At 57.6% G+C, this 16,054-nt stretch carries 15 protein-coding genes; 2 read left to right on the forward strand and 13 right to left on the reverse strand.

Annotated elements, in window-relative coordinates; translation table 11 throughout:
• Nucleotides 1-7 precede the first annotated feature (7 nt).
• The 7 genes from LA5095_RS18405 to LA5095_RS18435 all read right to left on the reverse strand — a co-directional run bounded on the left by LA5095_RS18405 (nt 8) and on the right by LA5095_RS18435 (nt 6,407).
• Complete coding sequence (locus LA5095_RS18405) at nt 8-1,003, reverse strand: zinc-dependent alcohol dehydrogenase (RefSeq protein ID WP_055117542.1); 996 nt, start codon at nt 1,001-1,003, stop codon at nt 8-10.
• Nucleotides 1,000-1,752 (reverse strand): SDR family NAD(P)-dependent oxidoreductase, encoded by a 753-nt coding sequence (locus LA5095_RS18410; RefSeq protein ID WP_082442906.1) that lies wholly within the window; start codon nt 1,750-1,752, stop codon nt 1,000-1,002. Before LA5095_RS18410 ends, LA5095_RS18405 begins: the two co-directional genes overlap by 4 nt.
• 4 nt (nt 1,753-1,756) lie before the next feature.
• Nucleotides 1,757-3,070, reverse strand: a complete 1,314-nt coding sequence (hisD, locus tag LA5095_RS18415; RefSeq protein WP_055117546.1) for a histidinol dehydrogenase — start codon at nt 3,068-3,070, stop codon at nt 1,757-1,759.
• Nucleotides 3,071-3,077: 7 nt separating this feature from the next.
• Nucleotides 3,078-4,409, reverse strand: coding sequence for a TRAP transporter large permease (locus LA5095_RS18420; protein WP_055117548.1), 1,332 nt, complete (start codon nt 4,407-4,409; stop codon nt 3,078-3,080).
• An 11-nt stretch (nt 4,410-4,420) separates the two neighbouring features.
• Nucleotides 4,421-4,936, reverse strand: a complete 516-nt coding sequence (locus LA5095_RS18425; RefSeq protein ID WP_055117550.1) for a TRAP transporter small permease — start codon at nt 4,934-4,936, stop codon at nt 4,421-4,423.
• Between the two features lie 118 nt (nt 4,937-5,054).
• Nucleotides 5,055-6,197 carry a TRAP transporter substrate-binding protein gene (locus tag LA5095_RS18430; protein WP_409861108.1) on the reverse strand — a complete coding sequence of 381 codons (1,143 nt, stop codon included), beginning with the start codon at nt 6,195-6,197 and terminating at the stop codon, nt 5,055-5,057.
• Between the two features lie 30 nt (nt 6,198-6,227).
• A complete protein-coding gene (locus LA5095_RS18435) occupies nt 6,228-6,407 on the reverse strand; it encodes a hypothetical protein (RefSeq protein WP_029060995.1) in 180 nt (59 codons plus the stop codon).
• A 155-nt stretch (nt 6,408-6,562) separates the two neighbouring features.
• On the opposite strand from LA5095_RS18435, the gene LA5095_RS18440 reads away from it, so the two are divergent.
• A complete protein-coding gene (locus tag LA5095_RS18440) occupies nt 6,563-7,609 on the forward strand; it encodes a LacI family DNA-binding transcriptional regulator (RefSeq protein WP_055117552.1) in 1,047 nt (348 codons plus the stop codon).
• A 40-nt stretch (nt 7,610-7,649) separates the two neighbouring features.
• On the opposite strand, the gene LA5095_RS18445 is transcribed toward LA5095_RS18440, so the two are convergent.
• The 4 genes from LA5095_RS18445 to LA5095_RS18460 form a co-directional block, all read right to left on the reverse strand.
• On the reverse strand, nt 7,650-8,429 hold the full coding sequence (locus LA5095_RS18445; protein ID WP_055118039.1) for an IclR family transcriptional regulator: 780 nt from the start codon (nt 8,427-8,429) through the stop codon (nt 7,650-7,652).
• Nucleotides 8,430-8,438: 9 nt separating this feature from the next.
• Nucleotides 8,439-9,797: a TRAP transporter large permease gene (locus tag LA5095_RS18450; protein ID WP_055117554.1), complete on the reverse strand. Its 1,359-nt coding sequence runs from the start codon at nt 9,795-9,797 to the stop codon at nt 8,439-8,441.
• The gene (locus tag LA5095_RS18455) at nt 9,797-10,465 is read right to left on the reverse strand and encodes a TRAP transporter small permease (protein ID WP_055117556.1); all 669 of its coding nucleotides are present in this window, start codon (nt 10,463-10,465) and stop codon (nt 9,797-9,799) included. The genes LA5095_RS18450 and LA5095_RS18455 overlap by 1 nt, the downstream gene beginning before the upstream one ends.
• Before the next feature lie 92 nt (nt 10,466-10,557).
• On the reverse strand, nt 10,558-11,790 hold the full coding sequence (locus tag LA5095_RS18460) for a TRAP transporter substrate-binding protein (protein WP_029061000.1): 1,233 nt from the start codon (nt 11,788-11,790) through the stop codon (nt 10,558-10,560).
• 108 nt (nt 11,791-11,898) lie between these two features.
• On the opposite strand from LA5095_RS18460, the gene LA5095_RS18465 reads away from it, so the two are divergent.
• The gene (locus tag LA5095_RS18465) at nt 11,899-13,500 is read left to right on the forward strand and encodes a GMC family oxidoreductase (RefSeq protein WP_055117558.1); all 1,602 of its coding nucleotides are present in this window, start codon (nt 11,899-11,901) and stop codon (nt 13,498-13,500) included.
• Between the two features lie 93 nt (nt 13,501-13,593).
• Here the strand turns inward: LA5095_RS18465 and LA5095_RS18470 are convergent, their stop codons facing one another.
• On the reverse strand, nt 13,594-14,793 hold the full coding sequence (locus LA5095_RS18470; RefSeq protein WP_055117560.1) for a pyridoxal phosphate-dependent aminotransferase: 1,200 nt from the start codon (nt 14,791-14,793) through the stop codon (nt 13,594-13,596).
• A 354-nt stretch (nt 14,794-15,147) separates the two neighbouring features.
• Nucleotides 15,148-16,041: a LysR family transcriptional regulator gene (locus LA5095_RS18480; protein WP_055117564.1), complete on the reverse strand. Its 894-nt coding sequence runs from the start codon at nt 16,039-16,041 to the stop codon at nt 15,148-15,150.
• Between the last annotated feature and the right edge of the window lie 13 nt (nt 16,042-16,054).

The raw sequence follows: 16,054 nt of genomic DNA on the forward strand, positions 1-16,054 counted from the left end.
AGTCTCCTTAGGTGTTTGGCGTGAGTAGAATTTTTGGCACTGCAACCTCGCCCGCCCGCAGATCGTTGAAGGCCTTCAGGCCGTCTGACAAAGGCCGGATCTCGACCCAGTCAAGCGATCCAAGCCGTCCGTCGAACATGGCTTTCGCAGTGTCACGAAAGTCTTCGGCAGTGTAGGTATACGTGCCGATAAAGGTAATTTCCTGAAGCGTGATGCGTCGAATATCCAGACCGCCTTCAGCCGAGCCCAGACCGATATGGGCGATCACGCCGCCCGGTTTGGCGCGGGATGATGCCGCTGCACGTGTCGCCGCAAATCCGACCCCATCAACCACAAGATCGTATTGACCGCTGGCATCGGCTTCTTCCGGTGTCAGGACTTCAATCCCGCAGCTGGAGGCAAGGAAACCGGCTCTTTCGACATTCGGCTCGACCAACTGGACCTTGTCGATGCCCTGAGCCTTGAGACAAAGCGCGGCACCCAGTCCGATCGCTCCGCCACCGATGACGAGCGCACATGCGTCGGCCGGATTGCCGAAGAGTGCCTGTCTGGCAAGCCGAACGGCATGCCAGCCACAGGAAATCGGTTCGGCAAGCGCTGCCTGGGCATCGCTGACATGGTCGGGCACGACAACCAGATTGGCTTCCGGCATCGCAAGATAGTCGGCAAATCCGCCTTCGCGGGGCGGCATTGAAATGATCTGACGGTTGCCGCACAGGTTATCCCTGCCGGAACGGCATGCTTCGCAAGACCCGCAGCTGACAAGCGGATTGACCGTGACCCGCTGCCCGGAGAGTTCACCGGATACCACGGTACCGGCAACTTCATGGCCGAGAATGAGCGGCGCGGGACGGCGCTCGTCATGTCCAAGAAATGCGTGCATGTCCGACCCGCAGATACCGGTATGTGCAACGCGGATGAGCGCTTCGCCGGCCGACGGAACCGGGTCGGTGACGTCTCTATAGGCCTGAGCCTCGGGACCCGTGTAAACGAGTGCTTTCATTTTGCGGTAAACCCTCCGTCGACCATCAGGACCTGGCCTGTCACATAAGCAGATGCGTCCGAGCAAAGAAATAGGAGCGGTCCGTCCATGTCTTCCAGCTTGCCATTTCGTCCGATACAGGTCTGTGCGGCATTGCGCTGCGCCCTCTCATCGTCGCCGAAAACCGCAGCGGTCAACTCCGTTGGAAAAAAACCCGGACCGATCGCGTTGACATTGATGCCATCCTTTGACCAGGCCTCCGCCATCGCCCTTGTAAGTTGGCCGATGCCGCCTTTGGAAGCACCATATGCAATTCCCCCGGGGAACGCCCGAGAGGTCTGCAGAGACGCAAAATTGACGATCCTGCCCCAGCCTTTCTCGCGCATGGACGGCACGAATGCCTGACTGAGAAAGAACGGGACGGACAGGTTTAATGAAAGTGTAATGTCCCATCCTTCAGGTGTGACCTCGTCAGCTGTTTCACGGGTATTGATCCCGGCAGCGTGCACAAGGATCTGCGGTGGACCAAACGGACCAGCGATATTGCCTGCAACAGCCGCAATGGCGTCACGATCTGAAAGATCGGCCGTGACAGCTGCTGTTTGCCCCCCTGCTTCCCGTCTCCAGTCCTCCAGATCGGCAGATCTGCGGGCCACGCCGACGACCGATGCTCCCGCCGACGCCAGAGCTGTCGCGGCGCGCCGGCCGAGACCGGAGCTTGCCCCGGTTACACAGGCAACCTTTCCGGAAACATCAAACAGGCTCGACATGTGATCAGGCCCCGGCATCGGCGGTCAGATCGAAAGTCTCGTCCGGAAAGTATTTCTTGAGCCGGATGTCTGCTGTGCGGGCATGTCCCTCCATGCCTTCAAGCCTCGAGATCCTTGCCGTTGCCTCGGCAACCGGTTTTGCACCGTCACGTGTTGCCCGCTGCCAGGTGACGATCTTCATGTATTTGTGGACGGAAAGCCCCCCGGTATAGCTGGCAGCGCCGGATGTCGGCAGCACATGGTTGGTTCCGGAAGCCTTGTCACCGAAAGCGACGGTGGTCTCCTCGCCAAGGAACAGCGACCCGTAGCAGGCCAGCCGACCCAACCACCAGTCCAGATCCTGTGCCTGCACAGTCAGATGTTCAGGTGCATAGGCGTCGGAAGTCGCGGCCATTTCTTCCCGGTCGCCGCACAGGATGACCTCTGCATAGTCCCGCCAGGCCGCCGTCGCGTTGTCCCGGTTCACTTCCGGCAGATCGTCGATCAGCTTTGGTACCAATTCCATGACTTCTTCGGCCAGCGATCTCGTGTCGGTCACCAGCCAGACAGGCGAGTTGTAACCATGTTCCGCCTGGCCGACGAGATCTGCGGCAACGACGGCAGGGTCAGCGGTGCTGTCTGCCAGGATCAGGCTGTCCGTCGGACCCGCGATCATGTCGATGCCGACCCGGCCGAACAGTATGCGCTTGGCTTCTGCCACGAACTGGTTTCCGGGACCGACCAGAATATTCGCCTTGGGTAGTCCGAAAAGACCGAAAGTCATGGCAGCAACACCCTGGACCCCGCCCATCGCAAGGATCTTGTCTGCGCCGCAGACCTTCGCCGCATGAACAATCGCTGGATTGATTCCGACGCCGGGCCGTGGCGGCGAACAGGCGATGATATTCTTGCAGCCAGCCACCTTTGCAGTCGTTACGGTCATGATAGCGCTGGCGATGTGACTGTAGCGACCACCCGGAATATAGCACCCGGCTGTTTCGACCGGAATGCTCTTCTGACCTGCGACAAGGCCCGGGATCACCTCGATTTCGATGTCCTGACAGGTTTCTTTCTGAGCTTCGGCAAACCGCTTGACGTTTGCATGCGCAAACTCGATGTCCCGCTTCAATTTGTCCGGCACCAGGGCGGCAGCTGCCTCGATTGCAGCATCGTCCAACAAGATGTCGCCATCATACTTGTCGAACTTTGCCGCATAGTCGAGCGCGGCTGCATCTCCCCCCTGTTCGATGGTATCGAGAATCTCCTGCACGATCTTCGTGGTCTCGGAGGCGTCGGTCTTCGATGTCCGGACCGCCTTTTTCAGATATTCAACAGACATTGTGGACCTACTTGTAGATGTCAGGAAGAAACGTGGTGGAGAGCGTCGGGACATAGGCGATCAGAAGTGTCACGAGGAGCATGAAGAAGACGAACGGCACGGCACGGGCGGCTATCTTCAAAATTGATTCACCTGTCAGGCCTGACACAACGAACAGATTGAGACCAAGCGGCGGCGTGATGAAGCCGACACCCAGTGCAGTGATCATCATGATGCAGAACTGGATTTCGTTCATGCCGATGTTATCGGCAAGCGGCTTCAGGATCGGTGCCAGGATCACGATGTTCGGCGTGGTCTCCATGACACAGCCCGCGGCGATCAGGATCCCGATCATCAGGAGGATGACCAGCGCCGGTTCGCTCGTCAACGACGTGACGGCATAAACGAACCCCTGTGGAACTCCGAGGATCGCCAGGGCTTGGGCGAGCGGCAGGGAAAACGCGATGATCGGCACGATCACGCCATTGACCTTGGCCGAGCTGACCAGCATGGCCGGGAAGTCCGAGAGTTTCAGCGTTCCAAGCAGAAATCCCATCCCGATCGTGATCATGACCGCCACGGCACCGGCCTCTGTCGGTGTCAGGCGACCGGAAAAGATACCGTAAAAGATCACACCGGGGACGATGAAGGCATACCAGCCCGATTTCAGCGCCTTGCCGAGATTGGCCGCCCATTCACCGAAGGTCATGAGCCCGCCGCCCTCGTAGGCATAGATACGGTTCATGACGATGTTGGTCACCAGAATTGAAAGCAGGATCGCAATGCCGGGTATCAGCGCGGCAAGAAACAGGGTCGAAGCGGAAATACCAAGAACCAGACCGATGATGATGTATGCGATTGACGGCGGGATAAGGATCCCCGTACACGCTCCAGCCGCAACAAGAGCGCAGGCATAGGGGCGTGGATAGCCGCTTTCCACCAGTCGTTCGATTGTCATCCGGCCAACAGCAGCCGCACCGGCGGCATCGGAGCCGGAAATGGCGGAGAACATGCCGCAGACAAGAACCGTCGCAGATCCGAACCCGCCCTTTGCCCAGCAGGTGAGCGCTTCAGCAACATCAAGAAATTTGCGGCTGAGCCCGGTACGTACAAGCACGTCTCCGGTCAGGATGAACAGTGGAACGGCGGTCAGGGCGAAGTGATCGATACCGTGGAAAAGGCTCTCGCCGACGAGCGACAGCGGCAAGGCACCGGAAATCATGAGCATTGCGATTGCCGCCGAGCCGATAGCGGCCCAGACTGGGACGGCGAGCGCGATGAGACCGACGAAGATCAGAACGGGACCGTAGAAAGACCACCCCAGTTCGACGGTTTGTTGCTGTAGTTGTTGCCAAAGCATGGTCGCCTCCCTCAGTCGAACAGTTTGTCGCCTTCGTAGACGGGACGACCGTCACGAAAGTCGCGCAGATCGCGCAGGAGTGACTGGGCAAGGCGGAACAAGACCAGACCAAACCCGAATGGAACGGCAGAAAGGAACCAGACCTGGGAAATTCTCAGTCCATGCGTTACGGAGCCGAATTTCGCCGATACGAGGACGGTTTCCAAAGACCAGTAGAAGGCAACGATCGCAACGAAGACCATGACCAGGTCGCCGAAGATGTAGAGCAGTGCCTTCACGCGCGGCCCGACATACTGCATCAGCACATCGATACGGATATGCCCGCGTTCCTTGACCGCTGCCGCAGCCCCAATCCAGGCCAGGTAGATAAAGGAATAGCGGACGATTTCCTCACCCCAGATGGACGAGTATGCAAAGACCTCGCGCCGGACCACCTCAATAAACATGGTCAGGACAAGCATCACGTAGAAAACCAGCAACAGCCAACGTTCGCCGTTCCGGTCCAGGGCTTGAAGGACATTCGACATGGGCACTCCTCTGCCGTTCCCATCAGCTCGGGGTCTGATGCGGCGGTCGCGCGATTAGGGTGTGTTTGAATGGAACTGAGACCGGCGCCGGGAGGCGCCGGCCAGTCAACGCAACTCGTTATGCGTCGTGGACGTAGTAACGGCCCATTGTGTTGGCTGCGTCTTCAAGGCGGCCGAAGGACTCCATGGAACCGGCGAGTTCAACCTTGAACTTATCCCAATCCTCAAGCTGATATCCGCCCGTTGCTTTCCATTCCGCGAGCTGATCATCACTCAGCGAGTGGAACTCAACACCGGATTTGACCAGTTCGGCCATCGCATAGGACCGGGCAGCCGGAACCTTGGCGAGATTCTGCTGTGCCGTGATTTCGCCGGCAAACTCGATGCCTTCCTGCACGTCGGCAGGCAGCGAATTGAACCACTCCAGGTTCATGGAGTAAACTTGGCTGTCCGGCACCGCCTGGGTGAACGTGACATGGCTCAGGATGTCCTTGAAGCCGAACACGTAAAGGGCACCGACGGACGGGTCGAGAGCATCGGCCACACCTTGCTTGATCGCGGACGGTGTTTCACCCCACGCCACCGGTGTCGGGTTCGCACCCACCATGCGGTAATACTGCTGCAACATCGCCGAACCGGGGACGCGGAATTTCACGCCAGACAGATCGGACGGCGTGATCACCTTGTTGCCGCCTTTGCGCACGGCGACGACCCGCGGGTCGATCACGACATAAAACAGTGCCTTGAAGCCGGAAGCCTCGATTTTCGGATGCACTTCCTTTTTCCAGGCGTCAGATGTCACCAGATTGGTGAAGCGCTGGTTGGAACCGCAGAAATACGGCATGTTGATGAGGTCAACAGCAGAGGCAAACGGCGCAAAGTTGGACAGGGAGTGCTGAGCTGCCTGAATAGTGCCGCCCTGAACGGCCTGCGCCAACGCTCCGCCGGCACCAAGCTGGCCACCTGGAGCGAGCTTGACGTAGACTTTGCCGTTAGTGGCGTTCTGGATGTTTTCCTTCAGGTCCAGCTGCATGATCGGATAGCTGCGGGACGCACCGAGCACATAAGCGGTCGCAAGCGTCATCGTGTGTGCTGCAGCCTGTTCGCGCGACCGTTCTTCCTGCGCTGTTTGCGCGACGGCCTCATCGGACCACAGTGTCCCGGCTGCTCCGGCAACAACTGCTGCGGTGAAGCTGCCGGCTCCGGCCAGTTTCAAGAAATTTCTGCGCTCATTCGACGCGATGTCTTCAGTCTTCTTCATCATTTCCTCCCAAAATCCGAAAAGATCCAGCTACTTGCCGGAACGTTCATTTGCTTCTTTCTTCAGAACCGATGCGGTAAACGCGATCGAGACGGCCAAAAGCAGAATCAATTCACCGACATTTCCCAAAGGCGGTGTTGCACCGAAAGAACCGATCGAAACATTGACAACAAAGACCGCAAACAAAACGGCCGCCAAAACCAAAAGCATGATCAACTCCCAACGATCATTTAACCCGGCGAGCCAAAATGTAAGCGCTTACATTTTATATTGCAAGCAGAAATATTTATTCTCTGAAATTGAAAATACCTGTAAGGCAGGTGCAGTGAACCAAACACCCAGTAGCGCGCGAAGCGTCCGGACGGATGGAAGATAACGCCAAACCTTCAGGAACCGACGTTCCCACACTTGCAGATGTTGCTGTTGCAGCAGGTGTTTCGACGGCCACCGTTTCCAGGTGTCTCAACAGTCCTGACCGGGTGACGCAAAAGACACTGAAGATCGTGATGGACGCGGTCGACAGGCTTGGATACTCGCCGAACTATAGTGCCCGTGCGCTGGCTGCAGGCCGCACGAACACCATTGGCGCGATCATCCCGACAATGGAAAACGCCATTTTCGCGCGTGGGATCCAGGCCTTTCAGGAAGAGCTTCAACAGAACGGTTGCACCCTTCTGGTCGCCTCTTCCTCCTACCGGCAGGACCTGGAAGAAGAACAGATAAAGACCTTGACCGTGCGGGGTGCAGACGCGTTGCTCCTCATCGGGTATCAGCGCGATCCCAAGGTCTACGAGTTCCTCGCAAAACGTAAGATTCCTGCGGTTCTGACCTGGGTTTCGGACCCGGATAGCGATCACCTGTCGGTGGGCTTCAACAACCGGCAGGCGATGAAGTCCCTGGCGGAACTGGTCCTGGAAAACGGTCACAAGGTCATAGGCTGCATCACTGCTGAAACATCGGCCAACGATCGTGCGCGCGACCGTGTAAGCGGCATCAGAGATGCCATGAAGGAGGCAGGTCTTGATCCTTCGGAGCTGCTGGTCGAGGAGACCCAATACTCCATTGAAAACGGTGACGTTGCCTTTCGCAAATTGATGGCAGCGCGCCCTCGTCCCACGGCTGTGATGTGCGGGAATGACGTTCTTGCCGTCGGCGCGCTACGGGCCGCTTCGGCACTGAAACTCGAAATACCGGGCGACGTTTCGATAACCGGCTTCGACGACATTGAACTGGCCAGCGTCGCACCTGTGCCACTGACCACCGTTCACGTTCCCCACCGTCGGATGGGCCAATTTGCAGCGCAGGCCCTCATGGCGGCCCTAAACGGCAATGCCCCGGACAATATCGAGTTGCCGACCAGTATCTGTTTTCGGGAAACGCTCGGAAAAGCCCCTGCTCCGAACAAACGGTGACTTGGTCAACTCAAAGAGACGCGTGATTTTTCTGAGTTGCCTATTCAACGGCAATCTGTTCAAGCCGGGCGGCCGCGTCCTTCAGTTTGGGAAGCTGGGTAATCAGGCTTTCAACATCGTGGCGCTGCTTTGGCGCATGGATCGAAAGCGTTGTCATCAACCTGCCCCTGTCGTCGCAGATCGCGACCGCAACTGCTGTCATGCCGTCCATGAACTCTTCGTTGTCGACCGAAAATCCGCGGGACCTTGTTTGCGCAAGTTCGTATTCCAGATCTGCCGGTTCCACGAGAGTCTGTTCTGTCCGCCGTTCGAGTTCGACAGAGGACAGGAACCGGTCGAGCACCGAAGTCGGCAGCATGGACAGGTACATCTTGCCGCTCGCCGTGCTGTGAAAGGGTACCTGGGTTCCGATCGGAAGCTGGATCCTGAGAGGCCAATGCGTTTCGACACGATCCAGATAGACCATGCCATCCCTGCCCGGCGCTGCCAGATTGCAGGTCTCCCCCACTTCCGAAGCAAGATCCCGCATCACCCGAAGCCGTTCAGTGCGGATCCGCTGCGAGGAAAGCGTATTTGTGGACAACTTCCGCATCCGCCTGCCCGGTCCATAGGACCGGCCGTCGAGACTACGCTGCAAGAACCCCTCCGTTTCGGCCGTATGCAGCAACCTGTGGATCGTCGGCTTGGGGAGACCAAGCAGGTCAACCAGAGCTGAGGGTGCCACCGGCACCCCGGCTCTGGCGACTTCTTCCAGAATGACCAGCAAACGCAGGTTCGTTGGTATTTTTCCTGCTTCTTCTGTTTCTTGGTCTTCTGACATCAGCGGCAATCATCTGTTCGGCAACAACATCAACGCCAGCTCAGGGGTCAAAGACACGATTATCCAGACACTGATCAGCGCAACAAGGTATGGCACCGTATAGCGAAGTAGCCTGAAATAGGGAACTCCCGTCACCCCGGAAGCAACATATAGGTTGAGACCATAGGGCGGTGTGATGAATCCGATGGACGCGCCGACCAGGAAGATCACGGAGAAATGGATCGGATCGACACCGACGGACGCGGCAATCGGGGCCAGGATGGGTGCCAGGATGATTGTGACCGGAAGGCTTTCCAGAACCATGCCTGAGACGAACACGATCACCATCGACGTGAACAGGACAGCATGGTAGCCCCCCATGGAGGTCACGAAATCTCCGATCGTCTGTTGCGCACCCAGCAGCGACAGGATCTGCTGCATCACGACGGATATGGCGATAAGCGGTGCGAGGATGCCGGTAATCTGCGCTGAGCGGATCACGATGGAAGGAACTTCCGTAACCGTGAAACCTTGCACGACCAGCATTTCCGCATAGCTCTTTTCAGTCACCGGCCGTTCGCTTCGCTTACCCATGATCTTGTTGAGAGGATAGCTGACGAAACCTGCGATCATGCAGAACCCGACCGTTACGCCTGCGGCTTCGGTCGGCGAGAATTTGCCGGTATAGATGCCCCACAAGACCAGCCCGATGGCAAAGAACCCAAGCCAGGCACCGAACGCGGTCTTCAGGATACGATTGAATTGCAGCGGTATCAGGAATCCCCAGCCGTTCATCCGGCAGATTATCCAGCAGGCAACCTGCATGCCGATCACCATCAGTGACCCCGGAATGATACCGGCGACGAACAGGTCGGAAATCGGCAGGTTCATCAGGAACCCGTAGACGATGAAGATAATCGATGGAGGGATGATGATGCCGACCGTGCCTCCGGCTGCTGCCGTGGCGGCCGAAAACCGTTCATCGTAGCCACCTTTCACCATTTCCGGGTGGAGCATGGAACCGATCGTTGCGGTCGTCGCGGAGTTCGACCCGGAGATCGCCGCGAACAGGCCGCAGGCGCCGAGAGAGGCCATCGCCAGCCCGCCACGTAACCAGCCCAGCATTGCATAGGCAAAATCGGAAAGGCGCCGGGCGATTCCGGATCGGTTGATGAGATCCCCCGTCAGGATGAACAGTGGCATGGCCAGGAGGGCAAAGCCCTTGTTGAACACGTTCAGCAGCTCTGCGCCTAGATTGTCGAGTGTCAGGCCCAGCACGAAGGAACATCCGATCACCCAATAGGCGATCACCAGAAGGACGGGAACTCCGATCATGAACAGGACCGTGACGCTGATCGAGATCAGTGTTACCCAGGTTGCATCTGTCATCAGGTGTCCTCCCCGATGACGGCCGGCTTGATCAGCGGCCGGTTGGAGCGCCAGTTGCTGATATCGTCGCCGAGATTCTCGAACACCCGGGCAGCGAGCGCCACGAAAGACAGGGGCGCGGTGATCAGGAACCACCACTGCATGACATTGTCAGTCCCCAGAACGATCTGAAAGTTGGATGCCGACAGGGCCGTCAGCCTTGTTGTGGTCACCAGCACGATGACCGCGAAGGCGAACCACAGGACTGCGTCAAGGAACAGGCACGCCATCTGGGCCCATCTCGGCATGATCATCCTGAATTCGGCGAAGCTCAGATGTGTCCGAAGACGCACGTTGAAGGCCGCTCCGAACCAGGTCATGATCATGAAGAGAAGCGGAGGGATTGTAGTGGACCAGGGTTGCTGGTTGGCAAAGACGAACCGGTCGATCACGCCCCAGAATATGATGAAGGCAATCGCCAGATAGCTCCATACCATGATGGTGCGCTCCAGATGCCGGTCGAGGAGCGGGACCAGGCGGTAAAGAAGCAGCACCAGAAGCCCGCCGGCAGCGGTTGCAAATGCGCCTATCACCCAGGCGGCCTCTGATTTCAGGGCATTGCGGATTTCCCAGCTGTCCTGCGATGCAAAAGCGCTCAGGATCGCACCCAGATCCGACCAGATTGCCATTTGGACCCTCCCATTGCGCCGGTTTTCCCGGTCTGAAAACAAGACAGGCCGGCACGGATACCGCGCGCCGGCCCACAGACTTTAAAGTGTAATCAGCCTTTCCACCAACGGCGCGGCTCAACGTTTTCCGGTTTCATGTCTGCCGGAACCCTGCGCGCGATGTCGTAGATTTCCTGGTAGGTGTCGATGCCACCCGCCCAGCCATTGAGGCGATCACGCCATTCCTGCCACAGCTGCGGCTGGAACTCGGGCGAACACATTTCTTCCGCGAGCTTGATTTCGCTTGCCGGCAGGAATGCTGGACGCACATCATTTTCGACGAAGATCGTACCTGGCAGTTGTGGATCGGAGAAGCCGACTGTCTTGACCAGAGCAGCTTCGTTGGCGGCCTGCACGTGGGCCTGAGCCCAATAGGCGGACTCCATCACCGCATCCTGCAGCGGACCTTCGAGGCTGTCGAACACGCTTGCAGACATGGAAGTGTGTTCCGTGCCGCAGAAGAATTTCAGGTCGACAGACTGACTGACGACCGGAGACATGTTCGCATAGGCAACCGCGCTCGCCCAGGTTTCCGCGCCATCGATCAGGCCCTGTTTCAGTCCGTCAAGGGTTTCTTCCCAGGCGACGGGCACCGGATTGAGGTTGAGCGCTTTCATTGCGATACGTCCCAGCTGAGTGCCGGTGACGCGGTTTTTGGTGCCGAACAGCTGTTCGAGTTTGGTCACTGTCGGGCGATCCGACCAGCCCAGTCCCAACTGTATTCCACGCAACTCGCAATGGCTGAAAAGGAACTTCAAGCCATGCCGCTTCTCCAGCGGATCACGCAGAATGCGCTGTGATTCCGGGCTGTAGAGGAAGTAGTATTGAGATGCCCTTCCCGGGAACATGAACGCATAATCAAGCACGTTCAGATAGGGCGCGCCACCAGCGGAGTTCTGCGTGGAAGCGGCATAGATGTCGATAATGCCCTGTTGGGTTTTTTCGACACAGGAAAGCTGCCCGCATATCTGGTTGTCGCCAATGAACTCGATGCGGATTTCGCCGTCGGTCCGAGCCTCCAGATCCCGGGCAAACTCAAGAGCGCCGGCCCGCTCGATCAGCAGGTTGCGCGCATTGAAGCCGGCAGCACCGAACTTGAGTGTGTGCTTGGCCGGTTTGGAAAATCGCTTGTCGTATGTTGATTCCGCAGCCGAAGCCAGGTTGGCAAGGCTCATCGCACCGCCGAATGTACCGGCCGCCAGCAATGTCGAACTCATTCCGTAAGTGCCTGCAACACGGAACAAATCGCGCCGAGAAATCCTGCCTAGTTTGCTTCCTACACTCATTGCTTCCTCCCTTTTCGCAATTTTTGAGACGTTTTGTTTCAAAAAATGCTAGTTTATTTTGTTCTTTTTGCATAGGCTTTTTTCAAAGAAATAAAGCGGAGAACAAAAATGGAGGCTGATTTCGTCGTGATCGGGGCCGGTTCGGCTGGCTGCGTCATCGCCAATCGTCTGAGCGAAAATCCCTCCAACAAGGTCGTTCTTCTTGAAGCCGGCGGCCCCGACAGGAACCCGTGGATCCACATCCCGGTTGGCTACTTCAAGACGATGCACAACCCTTCAGTTGACTGGTGTTACCGAACCGAGCCGGATCCCGGCCTGAGCGGACGATCGATCGACTGGCCGCGGGGCAAGGTCCTGGGAGGTTCCTCATCGCTGAACGGTCTTCTTTATGTGCGTGGACAGAAGGAGGACTATGAGCGTTGGCGGCAGATGGGCAACGAGGGCTGGGGTTGGGAAGACGTTCTTCCACTCTTCAAACGGTCCGAGGACCAGGAACGCGGCGCCGATGACTATCACGGTGAAGGTGGACCGCTATCGGTCTCCAACATGCGCATTCAGCGACCAATTTGCGACGCCTGGGTCGCCGCCGCACAAACCGCAGGCTATCCGTTCAACCCGGACTATAACGGTGCCAAGCAGGAAGGTGTTGGTTATTTCCAGCTGACAACCAAGAATGGACGGCGGTGCAGTTCAGCCGTCGCGTTCCTGAAACCGGCAAGAAGCCGCGAAAACCTCACGATCATTACCCACGCGCTTGTGAGCAGGATCAACCTCGATGGCAAGAAGGTTACCGGTGTCACTTACCGGGACAGATCCGGGACCGAGAGGGTTTTGACCGTGAACCGCGAAGTGATCCTGTCGGGAGGCGCCATCAATTCTCCGCAGGTCCTGATGCTATCGGGTATTGGTGATCCGGGTGAATTGCGCGACAACGGCATCGAGCCGGTGCATGCGCTTTCCGGAGTGGGGCGGGGCCTGCAGGATCATCTGCAGGCCAGGCTTGTCTACAAGTGCAACGAACCGACACTGAACGACGAGGTGCGCAGCCTCTTCAACCAGGCCCGGATCGCACTGAAATATGCCCTCTTCAGAGCCGGTCCGATGACCATGGCGGCAAGCCTTGCAACAGGCTTTCTGAAAACCCGACCGGAACTCGAGACGCCCGACATTCAATTTCACGTTCAACCCTGGTCCGCAGATTCTCCGGGCGAAGGTGTCCATCCGTTTTCAGCATTCACGATGTCGGTCTGTCAGCTTCGGCCGGAAAGCCGTGGCGAAATTCGCCTCGCCGGACCGGATCCGCGCCAGTATCCGAAGATCATTCCGCGTTACCTGTCTACGGAAACCGATTGCCGGACCATTGTCGAAGCAGTCAAGATTGCCAGGAAGATTGCCAGGCACGCGCCGCTGACATCCAAGATCTCCGAAGAATTCCGGCCGGCTGCCAGCCTTGACATGGAAGACGACGATGGAACGCTGGACTGGGCGCGTCAGAACAGCGTCTCGATTTATCACCCGACCGGAACCTGCAAGATGGGTACGGGAGACACCGCGGTAGTCGATCCGAAACTGAAGGTCCACGGCATCGAGGGCCTGCGTGTTGCGGACTGCTCGATCATGCCCGAGATTGTGTCGGGCAATACCAACGCTCCTGCCATCATGATCGGTGAGAAAGCATCGGACCTGATCCGCGCAAGCCTCGCCGGCTAGGACACACACTCACAAATGAGCTTTTAATTCCGGAGCCTGCCTGATCACCATCGGCGGACAACCAATCGGCCGGAGCAAGGCAAGTTGTCTGCGTCACGTGGACAATGTCTGCTTTCCCTCGCCCTTTCGCAGCCGGTCTGAAAACGCCGCGATCCGGGTGACTGCGTTGTCAAGCATCTCTTCGGAAACCGTAAGAGACAGCCGGATCAGACCGGAAGCCTGATGCCCGAATGACGCGCCGGGCATCACGGCAACACGCTCTTCCGTCAGCAGTCGCTCTGCAAATTCCAACCCGTCGAGACCTGTCGCACTGACATCGATGAGCAGAAACATCCCCGCTTCCGGCATCATCGGATGGAGGACCTCGTTGCCTGCCAGGCGATTGAAGATGCGTTTCGCCCGCTGTCCGTAACGTTCACGCATGCGATCTGCCGTATCGAATTCTTCGTTTAGCGCTTTTGCAGTCATGTCGGCAATGAATGGCTGTCCGCCAAACAACATCGTTTCGGATATCGGCAGGAGCCGATCACAGAACTCCTCCGGTCCGACAGCCCATCCGGAACGGAACCCGGGCGCGGCGTGCGATTTGGAAATGGACGAAACGACAATCGTCCGGTCTGCCAGGTCGGGAAGATCAAAGGGAGAGGCGAACTCGCCGGCGAATATCAGTTGTTCGTAGACCTCGTCACAGACGATCCACAAGTCATGGCGCACACATACCTCACCGATTGCGGCAATTTCCTCACGTGTCAGCGTAGCACCTGTAGGGTTGTGAGGCGTGTTCAGAAGAAGAACCCTGCACCCGGGCGCAACAGCCTTTTCAAGGTCTCCGGACTGAAGATGAAACTTCTTTTCCGGTCGGAGCGGCATCGGCACCATCGAGGCCCCCGTCGCTGCAACGACACCTTCATATGTTGCATAATAAGGATCGCAGACAAGAACGGCGTCACCGGCCTCCACCAATGCAAGCATGACTGCAAACAGCGCCGTCTGGGTTCCAGGGAAACACAGGATGTTGCGCCTGGAAATGCCCGACCGCCGCTTGCTGTATTTCTTGACGAGCGCGTCGATGACAACTGGTTCTCCACGCCCGTTGGAATACCGGGTGCGCCCGCCGCGCATGGAGCGATTTGCTTCGTCCAGCAAGACCGTATCAGGTCCGATGTCCGGTTCGCCAATGGTCAGCTCTATGACTGCGTGTCCGCTTGCTGCCATCTCGCGCGCCTTCAGGTGAATGGCCCATTTGCCCGAGCCCAGATGGGCAAGCCGGTCGGTGATAGAGGCGTAATGCATTTTCGGAACCTTTGTTCAGCTGGCTCTCGATATTTGAGTGGGTGCCGCCTGGGTGATTTTGGAGAGATCGGACCGCGAGGCTGACAAGACCAGTGCCGGAAATCCGATCGTCCATCAGTTTGCTGCCAAGCCGGTGACCATTGATGACACACCGGTCGTTGTGGCGAGCTCATGGCAGCCAACAGGATCGTGCGCCTGCCGACTTGCGATACCACACCGGCGGCAGGTTTTTCCAGCGCCGGATTGGGCAGCATTCGTTGCACAGTGTTTCAGATCCGCAGAAACCAGCCGTGAAGCGATCACAAACCCTGTGCTTCACTTTCAGATATCAGGTCGAAATGGCACTTGAACGGTTCAGATACTCTCAGCAAGGGTCTGGCGAACCCAGTTGTGCAGTTTGGAATGGTGCGTGCGTGTGGTCCAGAAGAGATCGATTTCAAGCGGAACCGGAATTGGAACCTCAACGCAGAGCAATGCCGGTTCCAGTGTGCTCGCCAACCGCCTGGGCATGCAGGCGATCAAATCGGATCCCTTGAGATAGGCCGCAATGTCTCCATAGTCAGACAATTCAACCATCGGGCTCAAACTCAGGCCATGGGACTTCAGAGCGTCGATATACAAAGGTTGCCAGCCCCCTGAAAACTGCACGACAAGATGATGTGCACTTCTGATTTCGTCCAGATCCAGGGGACGGCTGGCCAGGGGGTTGTCCGCATCCATGACATAGACATAGGCATCGGACAGGAGGTGCCGCTTGAAGATGTGATCGCCGGTCAGTTGAACAGGCCCGATCAGGAGATCACATTCACCGCGTTTCAACTGGTCTTCACCCAACGCGCTGGATGTCATGAACCTGAGTCTGAGGTTCGGCGCCTGCTTGCGGATTTTCGGTATGAATTCCGGCAGGATCGTCATGCGCTCATAGTGATTGCATGAGATCGTGATTGCCCCCTCCGCTGCGGCAGGATTGAAATCCGGTTCGCTCGTCAGGCCTTCGAATTCGGCCAGCAAACCGGAGATGTGTCCGACGATCACCCTGCATCTCTGCGTCGGAACAACCCTGTTGCCTTCCCTTGCGAACAGCGGATCTTTGAAAATGGAGCGAAGACGCGCGATCGTGTAACTGACGGTCGATTGCGTCAAACCCAGCCTCTCCGCAGCCACGGAAAACGAACCGAAATCGTGCACATACTGGAGCACTTGCAGCGACGCAAAATTCGTCTTCAGAATTTTCTTGGCCAAGTCCATGAAATGTCTTTCC

Origin of the sequence: Roseibium album (assembly GCF_001404515.1) — a bacterium.
In the GTDB taxonomy this organism is placed as follows: domain Bacteria; phylum Pseudomonadota; class Alphaproteobacteria; order Rhizobiales; family Stappiaceae; genus Roseibium; species Roseibium album.

Bases quoted from the DNA above. Each gene is read 5' to 3' on its own strand.
- LA5095_RS18405 (WP_055117542.1), bottom strand. From the start codon at position 1,003: ATGAAAGCACTCGTTTACACGGGTCCCGAGGCTCAGGCCTATAGAGAC.
- LA5095_RS18410 (WP_082442906.1), bottom strand. From the start codon at position 1,752: ATGTCGAGCCTGTTTGATGTTTCCGGAAAGGTTGCCTGTGTAACCGGG.
- hisD (WP_055117546.1), bottom strand. From the start codon at position 3,070: ATGTCTGTTGAATATCTGAAAAAGGCGGTCCGGACATCGAAGACCGAC.
- LA5095_RS18420 (WP_055117548.1), bottom strand. From the start codon at position 4,409: ATGCTTTGGCAACAACTACAGCAACAAACCGTCGAACTGGGGTGGTCT.
- LA5095_RS18425 (WP_055117550.1), bottom strand. From the start codon at position 4,936: ATGTCGAATGTCCTTCAAGCCCTGGACCGGAACGGCGAACGTTGGCTG.
- LA5095_RS18430 (WP_409861108.1), bottom strand. From the start codon at position 6,197: ATGAAGAAGACTGAAGACATCGCGTCGAATGAGCGCAGAAATTTCTTG.
- LA5095_RS18435 (WP_029060995.1), bottom strand. From the start codon at position 6,407: ATGCTTTTGGTTTTGGCGGCCGTTTTGTTTGCGGTCTTTGTTGTCAAT.
- LA5095_RS18440 (WP_055117552.1), top strand. From the start codon at position 6,563: ATGGAAGATAACGCCAAACCTTCAGGAACCGACGTTCCCACACTTGCA.
- LA5095_RS18445 (WP_055118039.1), bottom strand. From the start codon at position 8,429: ATGTCAGAAGACCAAGAAACAGAAGAAGCAGGAAAAATACCAACGAAC.
- LA5095_RS18450 (WP_055117554.1), bottom strand. From the start codon at position 9,797: ATGACAGATGCAACCTGGGTAACACTGATCTCGATCAGCGTCACGGTC.
- LA5095_RS18455 (WP_055117556.1), bottom strand. From the start codon at position 10,465: ATGGCAATCTGGTCGGATCTGGGTGCGATCCTGAGCGCTTTTGCATCG.
- LA5095_RS18460 (WP_029061000.1), bottom strand. From the start codon at position 11,790: ATGAGTGTAGGAAGCAAACTAGGCAGGATTTCTCGGCGCGATTTGTTC.
- LA5095_RS18465 (WP_055117558.1), top strand. From the start codon at position 11,899: ATGGAGGCTGATTTCGTCGTGATCGGGGCCGGTTCGGCTGGCTGCGTC.
- LA5095_RS18470 (WP_055117560.1), bottom strand. From the start codon at position 14,793: ATGCATTACGCCTCTATCACCGACCGGCTTGCCCATCTGGGCTCGGGC.
- LA5095_RS18480 (WP_055117564.1), bottom strand. From the start codon at position 16,041: ATGGACTTGGCCAAGAAAATTCTGAAGACGAATTTTGCGTCGCTGCAA.